At 64.1% G+C, this 17,255-nt stretch carries 16 protein-coding genes and 1 pseudogene; 15 read left to right on the top strand and 2 right to left on the bottom strand.

Annotated elements, in window-relative coordinates; translation table 11 throughout:
* Nucleotides 1-65 precede the first annotated feature (65 nt).
* The gene (locus TC41_RS12855; RefSeq protein WP_014465506.1) at nucleotides 66-932 is read right to left on the bottom strand and encodes a TIGR01777 family oxidoreductase; all 867 of its coding nucleotides are present in this window, start codon (nucleotides 930-932) and stop codon (nucleotides 66-68) included.
* A gap of 138 nt (nucleotides 933-1,070) precedes the next feature.
* Between TC41_RS12855 and TC41_RS12850 the strand changes: the two genes are divergently transcribed.
* From TC41_RS12850 to TC41_RS12785, 14 genes are all read left to right on the top strand, one after another.
* Nucleotides 1,071-1,514, top strand: a complete 444-nt coding sequence (locus tag TC41_RS12850) for a DinB family protein (RefSeq protein ID WP_014465505.1) — start codon at nucleotides 1,071-1,073, stop codon at nucleotides 1,512-1,514.
* Between the two features lie 202 nt (nucleotides 1,515-1,716).
* On the top strand, nucleotides 1,717-3,474 hold the full coding sequence (locus TC41_RS12845; RefSeq protein ID WP_041695457.1) for a peptide ABC transporter substrate-binding protein: 1,758 nt from the start codon (nucleotides 1,717-1,719) through the stop codon (nucleotides 3,472-3,474).
* Nucleotides 3,475-3,645: 171 nt separating this feature from the next.
* Nucleotides 3,646-5,427, top strand: a complete 1,782-nt coding sequence (locus TC41_RS12840; protein ID WP_014465503.1) for a peptide ABC transporter substrate-binding protein — start codon at nucleotides 3,646-3,648, stop codon at nucleotides 5,425-5,427.
* A gap of 157 nt (nucleotides 5,428-5,584) precedes the next feature.
* Entirely contained in the window at nucleotides 5,585-6,208 is a 624-nt protein-coding gene (locus TC41_RS12835; RefSeq protein WP_014465502.1) for a YhbD family protein, read from the top strand.
* A 35-nt stretch (nucleotides 6,209-6,243) separates the two neighbouring features.
* Nucleotides 6,244-6,939: a polymer-forming cytoskeletal protein gene (locus tag TC41_RS12830; RefSeq protein ID WP_014465501.1), complete on the top strand. Its 696-nt coding sequence runs from the start codon at nucleotides 6,244-6,246 to the stop codon at nucleotides 6,937-6,939.
* A gap of 13 nt (nucleotides 6,940-6,952) precedes the next feature.
* Nucleotides 6,953-7,627 (top strand): polymer-forming cytoskeletal protein, encoded by a 675-nt coding sequence (locus tag TC41_RS12825; protein WP_014465500.1) that lies wholly within the window; start codon nucleotides 6,953-6,955, stop codon nucleotides 7,625-7,627.
* A gap of 16 nt (nucleotides 7,628-7,643) precedes the next feature.
* Nucleotides 7,644-9,176, top strand: coding sequence for an MDR family MFS transporter (locus TC41_RS12820; RefSeq protein WP_014465499.1), 1,533 nt, complete (start codon nucleotides 7,644-7,646; stop codon nucleotides 9,174-9,176).
* Between the two features lie 27 nt (nucleotides 9,177-9,203).
* The gene (locus tag TC41_RS12815; protein ID WP_041695456.1) at nucleotides 9,204-10,451 is read left to right on the top strand and encodes an MFS transporter; all 1,248 of its coding nucleotides are present in this window, start codon (nucleotides 9,204-9,206) and stop codon (nucleotides 10,449-10,451) included.
* Between the two features lie 84 nt (nucleotides 10,452-10,535).
* Complete coding sequence (locus tag TC41_RS12810; RefSeq protein ID WP_014465497.1) at nucleotides 10,536-11,465, top strand: manganese-dependent inorganic pyrophosphatase; 930 nt, start codon at nucleotides 10,536-10,538, stop codon at nucleotides 11,463-11,465.
* Nucleotides 11,466-11,570: 105 nt separating this feature from the next.
* Nucleotides 11,571-12,263, top strand: coding sequence for a thiamine phosphate synthase (gene thiE, locus TC41_RS12805; protein ID WP_041695455.1), 693 nt, complete (start codon nucleotides 11,571-11,573; stop codon nucleotides 12,261-12,263).
* Entirely contained in the window at nucleotides 12,250-13,407 is a 1,158-nt protein-coding gene (gene thiO / locus TC41_RS12800; RefSeq protein ID WP_014465495.1) for a glycine oxidase ThiO, read from the top strand. Before thiE ends, thiO begins: the two co-directional genes overlap by 14 nt.
* Nucleotides 13,385-13,585, top strand: coding sequence for a sulfur carrier protein ThiS (thiS, locus tag TC41_RS12795; RefSeq protein WP_041695454.1), 201 nt, complete (start codon nucleotides 13,385-13,387; stop codon nucleotides 13,583-13,585). Before thiO ends, thiS begins: the two co-directional genes overlap by 23 nt.
* Before the next feature lie 72 nt (nucleotides 13,586-13,657).
* Nucleotides 13,658-14,437, top strand: a complete 780-nt coding sequence (locus TC41_RS12790; RefSeq protein WP_012811728.1) for a thiazole synthase — start codon at nucleotides 13,658-13,660, stop codon at nucleotides 14,435-14,437.
* Between the two features lie 15 nt (nucleotides 14,438-14,452).
* On the top strand, nucleotides 14,453-15,484 hold the full coding sequence (locus tag TC41_RS12785) for a ThiF family adenylyltransferase (protein WP_014465492.1): 1,032 nt from the start codon (nucleotides 14,453-14,455) through the stop codon (nucleotides 15,482-15,484).
* A gap of 3 nt (nucleotides 15,485-15,487) precedes the next feature.
* On the opposite strand, the gene TC41_RS12780 is transcribed toward TC41_RS12785, so the two are convergent.
* Entirely contained in the window at nucleotides 15,488-16,480 is a 993-nt protein-coding gene (locus TC41_RS12780) for an SPL family radical SAM protein (protein ID WP_237699949.1), read from the bottom strand.
* A gap of 203 nt (nucleotides 16,481-16,683) precedes the next feature.
* On the opposite strand from TC41_RS12780, the pseudogene TC41_RS16960 reads away from it, so the two are divergent.
* Nucleotides 16,684-17,184: pseudogene (locus TC41_RS16960) on the top strand (carboxylating nicotinate-nucleotide diphosphorylase); the annotation flags it as partial.
* Nucleotides 17,185-17,255: the final 71 nt, after the last annotated feature.

Below are 17,255 nucleotides of genomic sequence, written 5' to 3'. Positions count from 1 at the left end.
GCAAAAGATTGATGGGGAAATCGATTTCATTCTAAGGGCAGGACGGGGTGGGGCACAAGTCTCGCTTACAGGAAGTCCCGGAGGGCCTCCTCGAGCGTGGGGAAGGCGAAGGAAAAGCCGAGATCAAGCGCGCGCTGAGGTAGGACGCGCTGGCCGTCAAGGACGAGCGTGGCGCGCCGTCCTAGTGCAAGTCGCAGCACAGGACCAGGGACATGGGCGAGGTGCGGGCGGTGGAGCACCTCAGCGAGCGCGCGCGTGAAGTCGCGCATCCGGACAGGGTGAGGCGCGGTGGCGTTGAACGCGCCGTCGAGGCGGTTGTCTGCGACAATCCATGCGGCGAGTCGGGCGGCGTCGTCGACGTGGATCCAGGAAATCCACTGATTTCCTCGCCCGAGTGTTCCTCCGAGCCCCAGTTGAAACACCGGCCACATGAGCGGCAGCGCGCCTCCGTCTTGCCCCAGCACCATGCCAAATCGAACAAAGGCCACGCGCGTGAGGGCGCGGAGGGGCTCGGCGGCTTGCTCCCAGCTTACGCAGACGCGCGCCAGAAAGTCGTTTCCAGGCGGAGACGCCTCGGTGAACGTCTCCGTGAGGGACGGGCCGTAGTAGCCGACGGCGGACGCCTGCACGTACGCGGTCGGTGCCGCAGGCAAACCTTCAACCGCTGCGATCACGGCCCGGACCGTGTCGACGCGCGACTGGACGATCTCGCGCCGATAGGCCGCACTCCATCGTTTTTGGTTGAGCGAGGCGCCGGCAAGGTTGCAGATGGCGTACGGCTCGCCGCCCTGGATGCTCCTGGCGAAGTGCTCGCGAAGGGCGTGCGAGGTGTAAGGCCGTCGCACGACGTCCAGGACGTGGCCCTGGCGCTCGAGTTGTTGCGCGAGGTGGTGGCCGATGAACCCGGATCCGCCTAGCAGGTAGATGCGCACGAGAATATCCCCCTGTACATGGAAGGTCTATTTTGAATTGTAGCAAATCGTTCTGGCGGACGGGATCGCGCTACAATGGAGGAGGGCGCGCCGATGGAACGCGCAACGTTTCGGCGAATCTGAGGGAGGGATGAGCTCATGTTGAAAGAGATGCAGGATCTCCACGATTTGTACGTGAAGGTCCACGCGACGATTCATCAGATGGTCGATGGGCTGACGGACGATCAGTGGGTCAAGAAGCCGGCGGACAACTTCAACAACATCGCGTCCATTTTGGAACACACGCTGCTCGTGGAACGCCGCTTCTTCGCGCAGTTGAAGGGAGAACCGACAGACATCGACGCGCGGGCGCCGTTTTTGGCGACGAGTTGGGATGTCGCGAAGATCAAGGCGATGTGGTCGGAAAACGAGCGGCTGGCCAAGGAGGCGTTTGATCACCTCACGGCTGAGGAGTTGGATCAGCCGGGCGCCAAGCTCGGTGTCGGCGAGGTGAACAAGCGGCAACTCGCCGCTTACGCCATCGCGCACACGGCGCACCACCGCGGGCAGATTCCGCTCGTGAAGAAGCTGCTAGGCATTTGACGGAGAGATGCGCGGGCACATCGGCGAACGGCCGGTGTGTCCATTTTCTTGACTTGCGGAAAACATTTTCGGACGCAAGATGTCCAGTTGTTACACATCTTCCCCTTTACACGGGCATCTGCGAGTCGTACAATGAGTTCGTTTCTCTGAAATCTCGGTTCAAATGAGAGATTTCCAGAACATTGAGGGGGTTCGAGAGACTGTGAAACGTCGCGGAAAAGGAATCGCCGCTGCAGGAATGGCGGCAGCCATCGTGCTGGGGGCCACGGGGTGTGGTGCCTCTTCCCGGGTGCAGAGCTCTTCTCACGCGGTCGGCGGAAACGCGGGTGCAGCGTCCGCCAGTGCAAACGGGGGCGTGATTGAGTACGCCGTCCAGCCGGCCACAGACCTGAACTGGTTCCTGCCGCTCTTCACCGGGCCCACGGACACGCTGGCCAATGCGCAGCTCGTGTACCAGATGTTCGTGCCGCTGCTCCAACTGAACAACAACTATCAAATTGACTGGAAGAATTCCATTGCCGAAAAGGTCACCTACAATTCCTCCGGAACGGTCTACCACATCTACCTGAACCCGAAGTGGAAATGGTCCAACGGTCAACCAGTGACGTCCTCGGATTTGCTCTTCACGTGGAACGTCATGAAAGCGGCCTGCGCTCCAAACGCGCCCTCCCCATGGCCTTACGTCGGCGTGGGCACGGGAGACATTCCGAACGGGATCAAGAGCGTCGTGGCGAATGGCCCGTACGAAGTGACGGTCACGCTGAAACAGCCGACCAACCAACAGTGGTTCATTTACAACGGTCTCATGCAGATGACGCCGATGCCGGCGAAGTACATGGATGTCAAGAAGAACATGACGGACGAGCTGAAGTATCTCGGGGCGAATGGGCCGAACATGATGTTTGACAAGGTCGTCGACGGGCCGTTTGAACCGGTGTATGCGAAGGATCGCCAGGAGTGGGTGCTCAAGCCGAACCCGATGTACGCCGGCCACAAGAGCACAGTGTCGAAGTTGATTTTCTTGTACGAGGGTTCCAACGAATCGGAGCTCGCAGCGCTGCGCAGTGGCCAGGTCAATGTCGGATACATCGATCCGTCCGAATCCGCAGCCATCCCGCAGTTAAAGTCATCCGGCTTCACGGTCGCGCCCGAATACATGTTTGCGGTCTTTTGGACGGAGATGAACATGTACCCGGCCTCGCCCAACTCGAAGATCTTCAATCAGCTCTACGTCCGCCAGGCCCTGATGCAGGCCATCAACAACGACGAAATTGCGCAGGACATTTATAAGGGGTACGCGGTACCGCTTCACGGGCCCATTCCGCCCGAACCCAAGACGCAGTTCTACGATCCGGCCGTGGCCAAGCTGTATCCTTACAATCCTTCCGCCGCGAAGAAGTTGCTTGAGGCCCACGGATGGCAGCTGAAAAACGGCGTCATGACCAAAGGCAACGAGAAGATGAATTTCACCATGATCTATGCCACGGGCGTCGAGACGACGGTGCAAGAGGCCGAACTGATTCAGCAGGAGCTTGCCCAGATTGGTGTCAAGGTGTCGCTAAAGGGGATGCCGTTTGATCAGTTAATTTCGCTGACGAGCAATCCGAAGGACACCAACTGGGATCTCGCGCTCGGCTCCGGGTGGATCTACAGCGGCCCCGGCTATTATCCGTCCGGCGATGGCCTGTTTAACACGGGTGCGCCGAGTGGTACGGGCTACAGCAATCCGACCGAGGACGCGCTCATCAATGCGACGCACGAACCGTACAGCTCCACAGCCGAGACGATGAAGCACTTCTATCAATACGAGTTCTACACGGCAGAGCAGTTGCCGATGCTCTGGAATGTGAACAACGCGACGGTCGCGGTCATCGCGCCGAACGTCCACAACGTGCTGCCGTACTACAACGGCGCGGTGGGGATTCCGGAGATGCAGTACTGGACAGTGTCGGGTCAGTGAGGCTGTGCACGCAAGTGTGGAGTTGTATTGAAGATCTCTTTAAAAAATGCGTGCAATGCGCAATTGGACTTGCTATACTAGGGGTGTCCTTGGTTCTACACCTGCTACTGGCCCGCATCGATCGACACCGTTCGATGCGGGCATTCTCTAGGCGTTCATAGGGAGGTACAAATGGTGCGAAAAATGAGAAAACGAGCGCTTGTTTCTGGCGCAGCTGCAGCAGCCATTGTGCTGGGGGTCACAGGGTGCGGCACGGCCGCCAATAACACTTCGTACAGCACATCTCCTTCGAATGTAGGGAGTGCGACCAGTGCATCGGCTGGCGCGGCCAGTGTCAATCCCGCGGGCGTCATTGATTACGCGCTGCCTCCGCAGACGGACCTCAACTGGTTCCTTCCCATCTTTAACGCGGCGAACGATTCGCTTTATAACGCTCAGATTGTGGATCAGATGTACATCCCGATGCTGGTGCTGAACAACGATTACAGCATCAACTGGCAGGATTCCATCGCGAAGAACATCACCTACAACAAGCAAGGTACGGTCTATCACATTTTCTTGAATCCAAAGTGGAAGTGGTCCAACGGCCAACCGGTGACTTCCAAGGACGTGCTTTTCACGTGGAACGTGATTAAGGCGGCGTCTGCGCCGAACGCGCCGAGCCCGTGGCCGTTTGTGGGTGTGGGCACCGGCGACATTCCGAACGGCGTGAAGAGCGTGGTGGCGAATGGCCCGTACGAGGTCACCATCACCCTGAAGCAGCCGGCGAACCAGCAGTGGTTCATCTACAACGGCATCATCCAGCTCACGCCGCTTCCTGCTTCCTACATGGACGTGAAGTCGAACATCGTCGACGAGATCAAGTACCTGGGTGCCAATGCGACCAACATGATGTTCGACAAGGTCGTCGACGGCCCGTTCAAGCCGCTCTTAGCCAAGGATAAGCAGGAGTGGGTGATTGTCCCGAACCCGAGCTACGCGGGCCACAAGCCTCAGGTGAGCAAGATTGTCTTCCAGTACGAGGGCTCGAACGAGGCAGAATTCGCCGCGCTGCGCAGCGGTCAGATCAATGTGGGTTACCTGGATCAGTCGCAGCTCGGCTCCGAGTCCGCGCTCACCTCGATGGGCGACACGGTGACACCGGAATATGCATTCGGCATCTTCTGGATTGAGATGAACATGTACAAGGGCTCGCCGAATGCCAGCATCTTTGATCAGCTGCCGGTTCGCCAGGCGCTGCAGATGGCGATTGACCGCCAGACCATCGTGAAGGACATCTACAAGGGCTTCGCGGTGCCCCTGTACGGGCCGATTCCGCCGCAGCCTGCGACGAAGTTCTATGATCCGGCCGTGAACGGCCTCTACAGCTTCAACCTCGCGAAGGCGAAGCAGACACTGGAGAACGCCGGCTGGCACCTGAAGAACGGTGTCATGACCAACGCGCAAGGCAAGAAGATGGAGTTCACGATGATGTACGTCACCGGCAGCGAGTCGACGCAGCAGGAGGCGGAGCTCGTTCAGCAGGACCTGGCGCAGATCGGCGTGAAGGTGCAGCTCAAGGGCGAGCCGTTCTCGCAGTTCATCTCCATCACGTCGGACTCGAGCAACCACTCCTGGGATCTCGCACTTGGCTCCGGCTGGGTGTACAACGGTCCTGGTTACTACCCGACCGGCGAGGGACTGTTCAACACCGGCGCGTCGAGCGGCACGGGCTTCAGCGATCCGAAGGAAGACCAGCTGATCAACGCCACGCACCAGCCGTATCCGACCGAAGCGCAGACCATGAAGGTGTTCGACGAGTACGAGATGTACACGGCAAAGGTTCTGCCGTTTTTGTGGACGGTCAATCCGGCCACGCTCGTCGTGGTGGCTCCGCACGTGCAGGGCGTGTTGCAGCACCTGAACGCGGCAGACGGCCTGCCCGAGATGCAGTACTGGTATGTGACGAAGTGAACGAAGAATGCAAGGCGCCTGCCCTCGTGGCAGGCGCTTTTTGAATCAGCGGCGCGCGTTGGCGCGGCCGGCGACTCACTTCTCAGGCCCCGGTGAAGTGGCACTTGCGAAATGTAACATTGTTATGTTACGATGGCGTCGTCGGAGATGATGTTCAATGGACGAGGAACTGATCTCGAAAAAGGAGTTACTCGATCTCGCCGGGATTTCCTACGGCCAATTGTACCGCTGGAAGCGAAAGAAGCTCATCCCGGAGGAGTGGTTCATCCGCAAGGCTACGTTCACCGGCCAGGAGACCTTCTTTCCCCGCGACAAGATTCTCAGTCGCATCGAGCAGATTAAACAGTGGAAGGAAGACGTTCCGCTCGATGAACTGGCGAAGCGCCTCTCGCCGGCGGGCGTCGAGATTGAGCGCGCAGGAGATGACCTCGTGCGCCTCGGGATTGTGGGCGATCTCGCCTGGCGCCTCTACGCCGACGCGGTTCCGAACGCCCGCATCTTGGCATTTCCGGACATCGTCTGCGTATACCTCGTGCACGAGGCGCTGGAGAGCGGCCAGGTCAGCGTGGACGAGGCGCGGCAGCTCACCGCCGCGTACCCTCGTTTCGTAACAGTGTTTCGTGACATGCAGATGCGTGTCGATCTCGTCCGCAAGCTCGGCGTCGGGACCTGGCTGGCGCGCGCGCCAAACGCCGAGATCGCGCTTGACCCGCAGGCCAACGTCGCGTTCTCCGTCGATGTGGCGAGCGCTGTGGAACAGCTGAAGCTGAAGCTGATGTGAAGGTAACCATGGTCAAATCGGGGAGGAGATCGCGTATGCCTGAGGATCTAGAGGTGTCCGGCCGCACGTCGATGGGCGGCGGGACGTACGGGCGGGTCGAGGTCAACGGTATGGCGAAGATGCAGGGAGATATCGCTTGCGAGACGTGTGAAGTGAATGGGAGCGCGCAGGTGGATGGCAGCCTGCGGGTCGAGGGCCGACTCGAGGTAAACGGCCGCATGTCCGTGGACGGCGCCATTTGGGCGGGGGCATTCGAGATCAACGGGCTGTGCGACGTGGACGGCAACTGCGAGGTGGCGGAGCAGGCCGAAGTCTCAGGCATGGCGCGCATCCAGGGTGCCCTGCGCGCGGGCGTCCTGAAGATTGGCGGGCGTGTCAAGGTGGAGGGGCCCATCGAGGCGGAGCGCGTCCGCGTGACGGGCAATGTGCAATGCGGGGCGCTGATGAACGCGGACGTGATCGAGTTTGAGTTGATGGGCAAGTCCAAAGTGCGGGAGATTGGCTGCTCGTCGCTCACAGCTGCGGTTGGAAGCGGGGGATGGTTCTCGAAGCCGAGGCTCGAGGTGGAGATGATTGAAGGGGACCGTATCGAGGTGGAGGCGGTGCTGGCGCGCCGGATCCGGGGAGACGTGGTGGTCATCGGCGACGATTGCCGGGTCGATCGCGTCGAATACCGCACGTCGTTCGAGCGGCGTGGTTCGGCCGTGATTGGCGAAGCGGTGCAGATCTGAGGGGGCGACGGAGATGGGAGACGGGGCGAAGCCGAAGCTGACGGTCATGGGCCAGTCCACCGCGGCGGGTGGCGACTTCGGGCGCGTGCGGATCATGGGGCAGGCGGTCGTCAAGGGGCCACTCACCTGTGAGCGCCTCCGCGTGATGGGCGAGCTGGAAGCGAGAGCGGACGTGTCGGCGGAGGCGGCGACCATTATGGGACAGGCGAGCTGTCGCGGTGATGTGACCGCCGCCAAGCTGCAGGTGATGGGGGCGCTCGAATGCGACGGGCACTTGTCTGCGGGAGTATTCAAGACGGCGGGCGAGGTCGTCGTCCGTGGAAACTGCGGCGCCGATCGCGCCCTCATTCGCGGTGCGCTGACCGTTGAGGGGCTGTTCTCCGCGGACGAGGCCCGGTTTCGGCTGCACGGCCCGTGCCGGGTGCGCGAGATGGGGATGGGTCGGCTCACCGTCGAGCTGCCGCGGTATCTCTGGAAATCGTCGATGCGCAGGCACGGGACGCTCGAGGCGGACGTCATTGAGGCGGACGAGGTCCACCTCGTTCACACCCGCGCCCGCGTGGTGCGGGCGCAGGTGGTGCGGCTTGGCCCAGGATGCGAGATTGAACGCGTGGAATATGGTCAGTCGTACGAGGCGCACCCGGACGCCAAGGTGGGGCGGGTCATCGACGCGGGTAGGCCTGAATAACGCGAGGAGGGTTTGTGTGCAGGTAGATCGGACTTCGAACCAAGGGCTCGTGGTGCTGGCCCTGCTCTTGGGCATCTTTGTCGCGGCCATGGACAACACGATTGTGGCCACCGCGACGGGCAACATCGTGGCGCACCTGGGCGGCCTCGAGCAGATTGTGTGGATCACGGCGGCGTACATGCTGACGGAGATGGCCGGCATGCCCATCTTCGGCAAGTTGTCCGACATGTACGGGCGCAAGCGGTTTTTCATGTTTGGCATCGCGGCGTTTCTCATCGGCTCCATCCTGTGTGGGACGGCGCAGAACATGACTGAACTCGCCATCTACCGCGCGATTCAGGGGATTGGCGGCGGTGCGCTGATGCCCATTGCGTTCACGATCATCTTTGACGTAGTGCCGCCGAAGGAGCAGGGCAAGTTCTCGGGGCTCTTTGGCGCGGTCTTCGGCATGGCGAGCATCTTCGGCCCGCTTCTCGGCGCGTACATCACCCAGCACTGGTCGTGGCGGATCGTCTTCTACATCAACGTGCCGATTGGTGTTGTCGCGTTTCTGCTCATCCTGTGCGCGTACCGCGAGTCGGCGCGGCACGGCCGGCAGGCCATTGACTGGCTCGGCATCTTCACGCTGGTGCCCGGCGTGACGGCGCTCACGTTCGCGCTGGAATTCGGCGGACAGACGTATCCGTGGAACTCCGCGCCCATCCTGGCCGGTTTCGCCGTTTCCGCGGCGCTCCTCGCGCTCTTTTTCGCCGTGGAGCTGCGCGCCAAGGAGCCCGTGGTCTCGCTTCACCTCTTTCGAAAGCGATCCTTCGCTGTCTCGAACGTGGCAGGGATCTTGAGCGGCAGCGCGTACATCGTCGCGGTGGTGTGGGTGCCGATTTACGTGCAGGGCGTGCGCGGCGGATCGCCCATCGATGCGGGGCTGTTTCTCCTGCCGATGATGGTCGGATCGTCCGTGACCGCGCCGATGGCGGGGCGCTTCGCGAGCCGCGCGCCTTATCGCACCGTGCTCTTGCCGTTCGCCATCGTCTTCTGCGCCGGCATCGCGCTGCTTCTCGGGCTCCGGGCCGATACGCCGACGTGGCGCGTGATCCTCGACATGGCCGTGGTGGGGCTTGGCATCGGGCCATTCTTCTCCGTCACCGGCATGGCCGCGATGGGCGATCTCGACGCGCAAAACCGCGGCGCGGGCAGTTCCACGAACAGCTTCGTCCGCGAACTCGGTATGACGGTCGGGATTGTGATCTACGGCGCGATTCAGAAGCACGCGTTCGCCCATCAAGTGGCCGAGGCGTTTCAAGGCGTTCCTCAGGCGAGCGCGTTCAGCCACATGGATCCTCGCGCCATCATGTCGCCTGAGACGCGCGAGCACATGCCCGGCTTTGTGCTGCAGAAGCTCACAGACGCGCTGAATCAGTCCATTCACTCTGCGTTCCTTTGGGATCTCGTTCCATGTGTGCTGACCGTGGTGGCGGTGTGGATGTTTGGGACATCTCGCTTTCGGGCGCCGGCCTGGTCCAACGCTCCGAGCGGCGAGACGGTGGAGTGACGTCAAACCCAGTGAGGAGAGAGCGCGATGTTACGGGTATTCCGATGGCCGGCGTTCACCTCGGTCTGGCTGGGGCAGGTCTTGTCACAGCTCGGCACGCAGCTGTTTTTCATCATGGCGTACTGGGAAGTTCAGCTCCGCTCGCCGTATCTGTTGTCCGCCGCGGGCCTGGCCCTGACACTTCCCAACCTCCTGTCTGCGGTGGGCGGCAGCTTCGTTGATCGCTGGGACGCCCGCTACGTGATGCTTTGGACTGATCTCGCTCGCGCCTCGGTCTCGCTGTTCGGCGCTCTCGTGTACGCCCTTTGGCCCCACGCGTTTGTGGTGGTCACGCTTGTCATCCTGGCCGCGCACGGCCTCGGAGGGAGTCTGTTTGGGCCGGCGGAGAGCGTCATTCTTCCGCGCCTGGTGCCCGACGAGGATCTGACGGCGGCCAATGGTCTGGTCATGACGACGTCGCGATTGGCACTGACCGTCGGCTCGGCCATCGGCGGCGCATCGCTCGCCGCCATCGGCATCCCTTGGATCGCGGCCATCGACGGCCTGAGCTTTCTCGCGAGTGCCGCCGCCGTGGCGAACGTCATTCGCCTGTGGCGGCGCGAGGGCCGGATCTGGCGGGATGGCGCGGCGGAACCGAGGCCGAAGGCTTCTGTGGTCTCGCAGATGGTGGAAGGTTGGCGCGCCGTCGCGCGAATTCGCTGGTTCGTTGCCGTCCTGCCCCTCATCGTGCTCCTGAACTTCTTCTTTGCAGGCGTGGACGTGCTGTTGTCGGTGTGGACGCACCGCGTGCTCCACGGAGGCGCCCTCCAATTCGGCGCCATCAACGCGGCGCTGTCGCTCGGACAGTTGCTCGGGAGCCTGTTCGCGGGACTCGCCGCGCGGATGAGCGCGCGCACCGGACTTCTCACCTTCGGCGCCCTGACGTCCTTTGCAATGCTCATCTTCAGCTTCTCTCGTTCCGTGTGGCTCTCGCTCGCGATGAATGTTGTGCTGGGCGTGTCGGTCGCCATCATCAACGCCATCGGCTTTGCCTTGATGCAGCGCGCGATTCCCGGGGAGGTGCGGGGCCGCGCGTTCGGCCTGATCTACTCGTTCGCGGGCGTGGCCGTCCCGCTTGCGTCCGCGCTCGCCGGCGCTTCGTTGCACGTGGTCCCCGTCGCGGCGTGGATGTGGCTCTGTTCCGCCGCCTGCGCCGCGCTCACCATAGGCTGGTGGCGCGTCGCGCCGAAAGGCACCGCCGGTGGTCCCTCGGCAGATGTGGCTTCGAACGCATGATGCCCCGCGATTGGTGCAAACAGGCCCTCCGACCTGATATACTGGATTCGAATGTTTACAAAATCGCTTGGAGGAGTCGGCTGCATGGCGAAGCGCTTGATTTTCGGCCATCGAAATCCGGATACCGACGCGATCACGTCCGCGATCGCATACGCTCACCTGAAGCGCGAACTGGGGGAGGACGTGGAGCCCGTTGCGCTCGGCGAGCCCAACCCTGAGACGCAGTTCGTCCTGAGCCATTTCGGCGTGGCCGCGCCGCGCGTGGTCGAAAGCGTGGCGGGAGAAGTGGACGAGGTCATCCTGGTGGATCACAACGAGCGGCAGCAGAGCGCGCCGGACGTCGACCAGGTGAAGGTGGTGGAGGTCATCGATCACCACCGCATCGCGAACTTCGAGACGGCGGATCCGCTCTACTACCGCGCGGAGCCGGTCGGGTGCACGGCCACCATTCTCAACAAGCTGTACAAAGAGAAGAACGTGTCGATCCCGCGCCATGTGGCCGGCATCATGCTCTCGGCCATCATCTCGGACACGCTGCTCCTCAAATCGCCCACGTGCACGGAGGAGGACGTGAAGGCCGCGCGCGAGCTCGCCGAGCTGGCTGGCGTGAAGCTCGAGGAGTACGGCCTTCAGATGCTCAAGGCGGGCGCGGACCTCAGCCAGAAGACGGTCGACGAATTGCTGACGCTCGACGCAAAGGAGTTCCAGATGGGGAACCACAAGGTCGAGATCGCGCAGGTCAACGCGGTCGACGTGAACGACGTGCTCGCCAAGAAGGCCGAGATCCTGCAGGCCATCGAGAAGAAGATCGCCGAAAAGGGCCTGGATCTGTTCTTCTTCGTCGTGACGGACATCTTGAACAACGACTCGGTCGGCCTGGCGCTTGGAAGCGCGGCGCACGCAGTCGAAGAGGCGTACGGCGTGAAGCTCGAGGAGCATCAGGCCTTGTTGAAGGGCGTCGTCTCGCGCAAGAAGCAGATTGTGCCGGTGCTGACGGAGGCGCTCTCGAAGTAAGTCCGAAAAAACGGATAGCTGCCGATGCGGCGGCGCGTTTGCGAGGTTCAGACTGGAAACCTGCCGTGCCCGATGGGGTGCGGCTTTTCTTTTGGAGATGACAGCATGACCCATGTGCTCCATGTGTTGAGTGATCGCGCCCGCGGCGCAAAGGTTCCGCTCGAAGACGCGCTGTGGCTTGCGGCGTTAGGCGGGGCCGACGTGATTCAGGTCCGGGAGAAGAAGGCGCCGGCTCTCGCCGTGTTCGAATTCGCGTGTGCGCTTTTGGCGCGGATCCGCGAGGCGGGAGCGAGCGCGCGCGTGTTGGTGAACGACCGCCTGGACGTGGCAATGGCGGCAGGCGCGGACGGCGTGCATCTGGCGGCCAAGTCGCTGCCGGTGGCGGTCGCGCGCGAGGTGGTCAAGCGGGCGGGCGGCGGGCTTGTCGTCGGCTGTTCCGTGCATTCGATCGAGGAAGCGAAGGCCGCCGAGGCCGCGGGCGCAGACTACGTCACGTTCGGCCACATCTTCCCGACCGCGTCTCACCCGGGACTGCCGCCAAAGGGCGTGCGTGAGCTCGCTCGGGTGGTCGAGGTGCTGTCCATCCCGGTGGTGGCGATTGGCGGCATTGACGCGGGAAACGTGGGCGAGGTGTTGGCGACCGGCGCGAGCGGCGTGGCCGTGATCGGCGCGGTGGTGGAGGCCGCGGATCCGCGCGCGGCCGCGGCGAGGCTCAAAGAGGCCATGGCGAGATCGCCCGTGACGCCCAAGGTCCCGTTTCCAACGCTGGAAGGGGGGATGCGGCGTGCGCGCGTATGACGCCGTGGTGGTGGGCGGCGGCGCGATTGGCATGGCGTCGGCGCGGGCGCTGGCGCGCGAGGGGCTGTCCGTGGCCGTGGTCGATCGCGGCCGGCTGGGGGGCGAGGCCTCGAGCGCGGCGGCGGGGATGCTCGGCGCGCAGCTCGAGGCGCACGCGCCAGACGCGTTTTACGCGCTGTGCCGCGAGAGCCGCGCGATGTACCCGGAGTTTAGAGCGGCGCTCCTTGAGGAGGCCGGCATTGACGTCGAGTGGGTGGAGAATGGAATTGTGCAGCTCGCGCGTTCCGAGGGTGCGGCCACGCAACTGAAGGAGCGGATGAACTGGCAACGCGCGGCTGGCGATGAGGCCGTTTGGCTGGACCCCGGGGAGGTGCGCGAGCTCGAGCGAGGCGTGGCGGGCGATGTGCTCGGCGCCCTCTACCTGCCGCGCGACGGGAACGTGCACGCGCCGAGGCTCAGCGCGGCGCTGCGGGCGTGTGTGGCGAGTGTGTGCGACGTCTACGAGGGCGAGGAGGTGCTGCGCGTCGAGCGCGATGGTGAGCGCTGGCGCGTCCGGGGCGCGCGAGAGGTGTACGCGGCGGATTGTGTCGTCGTTGCGGCGGGCGCGTGGGCCTCTCCTCTGCTTCGCGCGCTCGGGGTTCCGCTCGAGGTGCGCCCGGTGAAGGGGCAGATGCTCGCCGTCCGCCCTCCGCGCGGCGCTGGGCTGCGCCGCACCGTCTACGACGCCGGAACGTACCTGGTGCCCAAACGGGATGGCACAGTCGTGATCGGCGCGACGGAAGAGCCGGACGCCGGTTACGACAAGCGCAACACCGTGGATGGCCTCGCTACACTCGCGGCAAGGGCGCTCGACGCGGTGCCCGGCCTTCGCGGCGGCGAGTGGCTGCGCGCCTGGAGCGGGCTTCGCCCGCGCCTCGCGGGGGAATCGGCCGATCCGGTCATCGGGCCGTGGCCCGGCGCGGAGGGGCTCATTCTCGCCGTGGGCCACTTTCGCAACGGCGTGTTGCTCGCGCCCATCACGGGCCGCATCGTGGCGAGCGCTGCGCTCGGCCGTGCGCCCGAGGATCTGTGGTTGCCGTTTTGGCCGCCAACGCGCTTCTCGGCCTGGGGAGGTGAGGTGCGTGCGGATACGCTTGAACGGTAAGGACGTCTCCCTTCCGGATGGCATGACGGTGCTCGATCTCGTCCGCCACTACGATCTCGACGGCGAGCCGGTTGCCATCGAGCGGAACGGGCAGATTGTGGACCGGCAGGCGTTCGAAGCCGAAGTGATTCAGGAGGGCGACGTGATCGAGATGGTGCGATTTGTCGGCGGCGGTTGAGAGGATTTGGGCCGCCGGGCCGGCAGGTCGCCCTATCGCGGACATCCATACGATGGGAGGAGCGTGTTTCCCGTGGAACCTTTGGTGATTGCAGGTCGCTCGTTCCATTCCCGGCTCATGGTGGGCACGGGCAAGTACGAATCTCTCGAGGTCATGCGCGAGGCGCTGGACGCTTCGGGCGCCGAGATCGTCACGGTCGCGGTCCGCCGGGTGAATCTCGACGCGCGCGAAACCTCCATCCTGTCCTACATCGATCTCGAGCGCTACACCCTGTTGCCGAACACGGCGGGGTGCCACACGGCGGAAGAGGCCGTTCGCACGGCGCGGTTGGCGCGCGCCGCGGGGTTGTCGAATTGGGTGAAGCTCGAGGTCATCCCGGACGACGGCACGCTGCTTCCGGATCCCATTGCGACCGTGGAGGCCGCCGAGACCCTCGTCAAAGAGGGATTCGTTGTGCTTCCCTACACCACGGACGATCACGTCGTGGCCCGGAGGCTTTTGGAGGTCGGCTGCGCGGCCGTGATGCCGTACGGGTCCGCCATCGGCACGGGGCGCGGTCTCGAAGCGGTGGAGCGGATTGCGCGCATCGTCGACGAGATCCGCGGGCGCGTGCCCGTGGTGGTGGACGCGGGCATCGGCGCGCCGTCCGACGCCGCGCTCGCGATGGAGACCGGTGCGGACGCCGTGCTCGTCAACACCGCCATCGCCCGGGCGGGCGATCCGGTCGCGATGGCACGGGCGATGCGGCTGGCGGTCGAGGCTGGCTATCTCGCGCGGCGCGCCGGTCGGATCCCGAAATCGAGCGTGCCATCGCCTTCGAGCCCAGAGGCGGGCGTCGTTGGCCGGAGTTGAAAGGAAGGCCGCGCCATGACGGATTTCGACTTCAAGGACCGATATTCGCGCCAGATTCGCTTTCGGCCCATCGGCGAGGCGGGACAGGCGCGCATCTCGCAAGCTCGCGTGGCCGTGGTGGGGCTCGGCGCACTCGGGACCGCGAGTGCCGCGCAGCTCGCGCGCGCCGGCGTGGGCTATCTGCGCCTCATCGACCGGGACGTCGTCGAGCCGTCGAATCTGCAGCGCCAGTTGCTGTACACCGAGGAGGACGCCCGGAACGCCACGCCGAAGGCCATTGCGGCGCGCAACGCGCTTGCGGCCGCCAACAGCGGCATCGCCATCGAAGCCGTGGTGGACGATCTCGACGCCTCGAACGCGGAGCACCTGCTCGCCGACGTGGACGTCGTGATCGACGGAAGCGACAACTTCGAGGTCCGGTATCTGGTGAACGAAGTCGCGGTCAAGCACAACATCCCGTGGGCCTACGCGGGCGCGGTGGAGGCGCACGGCACGAGCGCGTTTCTGCGCCCCGGCCGGACGCCGTGCCTCGTGTGTCTGCTGGGCTACGGCGCCCGCGTGGGACACGACACGTGCGACACGGTCGGCGTCATCTCGCCCATTGTGCAGTGGATGGCGTCGTACCAGGTAGCGGAGGTGCTGAAGTACCTTTCGGGCCGCGAGGACGCCCTGTCGAACGCCATCCTCCAGGCCGACGTCTGGCATACCGACGTGCGCCTCATCCGCATGGGCGGGCCGAAGCGAGACTGCCCGTGTTGCGGGCGACGCGACTTTGTGGCCCTCCGCGCTGGCCGCCGGGCGCTTTCCATCACCTTCTGCGGCCGCCAGACGATTCAGGTGCGGCCTCAGGAGAACGTGGCGCTTTCGCTGTCAGCGCTCGCCGAGCGCCTGCGGCCGCTTGGCACTGTGCGCGCGAATGACGCTCTGCTCCGATTTGAGACAGAAGGCATCGCGCTCACCGTGTTTCCCAACGGCCGGGCGCTGGTGCACGGCACGGACGATCCCGCCCGCGCCCGTTCGCTTTACGCGCAGTACATCGGCATGTGATGCCTAAAGCGGCAGCGTCAACTGAATGTAGCGGGAACCGGGCGCGGTATTCCCTGGTTCCGCGCGCGCAAGTCTTGCCGTCTGCGCGGCCGGCTCGGCATCCTGCGAGTCCGTGGGCGTCTGCCGCGGCGCAAGACCCGCCATTCGCCTGGCGAGGGCTTCAACCGCGTACAACCGCTCGGCGTACGCGCGCGATGGATAGGCGCGGCCCGCGTACAGCCGTTCGTATCGGGGAACCATCGCCGGGTACGCGCGCTTGAGGACGGAGAAGAACCACGGCTTGACCTCAGGTGCCAGCCGCAGAGGAGACACCATGGCATCCGTGGCGCCTGCCACCCGGGCGGCCTGCATCACCGCCGCGATGGAGTGGGCGTCGTCCGTCAGGTAGGGGAGCACGGGTGCGACGAAGACACTCACGGGAATCCCGGCCTGCGCGAGCTGCCCCATCGCGCGCAGCCGGACGGCGGGCGGCGGCGTGGCGGGCTCGAACGCGCGCCAGATCTCGGCATCCAGCGTGTGCAGGCTCACGTGCACGCCCTCCAGCCTGGCGCTCCGCAGAAGGTCGATGTCTCGCAGCACGAGTGGCGATCTCGTCGTGATGCTGAACCGGACGCCGTACCGGATGAGGATCTCGAGGCACTGGCGCGTGATGTGGAAGCGCGCTTCGGCTGACTGATACGGGTCCGTCGCCGTGCCGACGGCCACCGTGCCGAGAGAGGCAGCCATCCGCTCGAGGTCTCCGCCTGCTCGCGCCAGCCGCGCTTCGAGTTCCGCCTCGAGAACGGCCGGCAGATCTCGCTTCACGTGGATGCGCGAGCGAAACGTGTCGTCCGCGCTGTACCCGAGATATTCGTGCGTGCCTCGCGCATAGCAGAAGGCGCAACCGTGTCCGCAGCCTCGATACGGATTCAGCGACCATGTAAAGGGCATGTTCGAGGCTCGGACCCGGTTCAGCGCCCGTTTCACCTCGAGATGAAGAAACTTCGGCGCCTCCACCCTGGCACTCCCCCTAGGCTCGACCTGCTCAAAGTCGAACATATGTTCTGATTTCAGTATATTTCCGTTTCCTTCGTTTCGCAAGTCCCGCGCAATTTCCAGGTGAAACGCCACGCTGTGTGTGCTACTGTATATACAGTTGATTAGACAGATGTGGTGCGCCTGGCTAGGTGGCGAGGCGCGCAGGAGGAGGCGTGAGGGCGATGTGGCTCGACGTGGTGACGCGCGATCTCGTCCGCCTCGCGCTCGCGGAAGACCTGGGCCGTGGCGATCTCACGACCGAAGCGGTCATCCCAGCCGATGCGACGGCGCGCGCGAGCGTGTGGATCAAAGAGCCGTCCAGGGTGTGCGGCACGGACGTGGCCGCGTGGGTGTTTCATGAGGTAGATCCGACTCTCCGGGTCACAGTGGCCTGCGCGGACGGGATCGATCTCGACGGACCTCAAATCGTGATGCGGGTGGAGGGCGCGGCGCGGGCCATCCTCGGCGCGGAGCGCACGGCGCTCAATTTTCTGTCCCGCTTGACGGGCATCGCCACCGCTGCGCGCGACGCCGTCCGCGAAATCGCGGGAACGAGGGCGCGCATCCTGGACACGCGGAAGACCACGCCCGGATGGAGGGCGCTGGAAAAGTACGCGGTCCGCGTTGGAGGCGCCTGGAATCACAGGTTTGCGCTCGACGACATGGTGCTCATCAAGGACAACCACATCGCCATCGCGGGCGGCGTCCGCGAGGCCGTGTTGCGCGCCAAGGCGCGGGCTGGGGTTTGTCCACA

This window comes from Alicyclobacillus acidocaldarius subsp. acidocaldarius Tc-4-1 (genome assembly GCF_000219875.1).
Lineage (GTDB): Bacteria > Bacillota > Bacilli > Alicyclobacillales > Alicyclobacillaceae > Alicyclobacillus > Alicyclobacillus acidocaldarius_A.
This window is presented reverse-complemented; position numbering and strand designations above follow the sequence as displayed.

Bases quoted from the DNA above. Each gene is read 5' to 3' on its own strand.
- TC41_RS12840 (WP_014465503.1), top strand. From the start codon at position 3,646: ATGGTGCGAAAAATGAGAAAACGAGCGCTTGTTTCTGGCGCAGCTGCA.
- TC41_RS12785 (WP_014465492.1), top strand. From the start codon at position 14,453: ATGACGGATTTCGACTTCAAGGACCGATATTCGCGCCAGATTCGCTTT.
- TC41_RS12835 (WP_014465502.1), top strand. From the start codon at position 5,585: ATGGACGAGGAACTGATCTCGAAAAAGGAGTTACTCGATCTCGCCGGG.
- TC41_RS12815 (WP_041695456.1), top strand. From the start codon at position 9,204: ATGTTACGGGTATTCCGATGGCCGGCGTTCACCTCGGTCTGGCTGGGG.
- thiE (WP_041695455.1), top strand. From the start codon at position 11,571: ATGACCCATGTGCTCCATGTGTTGAGTGATCGCGCCCGCGGCGCAAAG.
- TC41_RS12810 (WP_014465497.1), top strand. From the start codon at position 10,536: ATGGCGAAGCGCTTGATTTTCGGCCATCGAAATCCGGATACCGACGCG.
- TC41_RS12850 (WP_014465505.1), top strand. From the start codon at position 1,071: ATGTTGAAAGAGATGCAGGATCTCCACGATTTGTACGTGAAGGTCCAC.
- TC41_RS12825 (WP_014465500.1), top strand. From the start codon at position 6,953: ATGGGAGACGGGGCGAAGCCGAAGCTGACGGTCATGGGCCAGTCCACC.
- TC41_RS12830 (WP_014465501.1), top strand. From the start codon at position 6,244: ATGCCTGAGGATCTAGAGGTGTCCGGCCGCACGTCGATGGGCGGCGGG.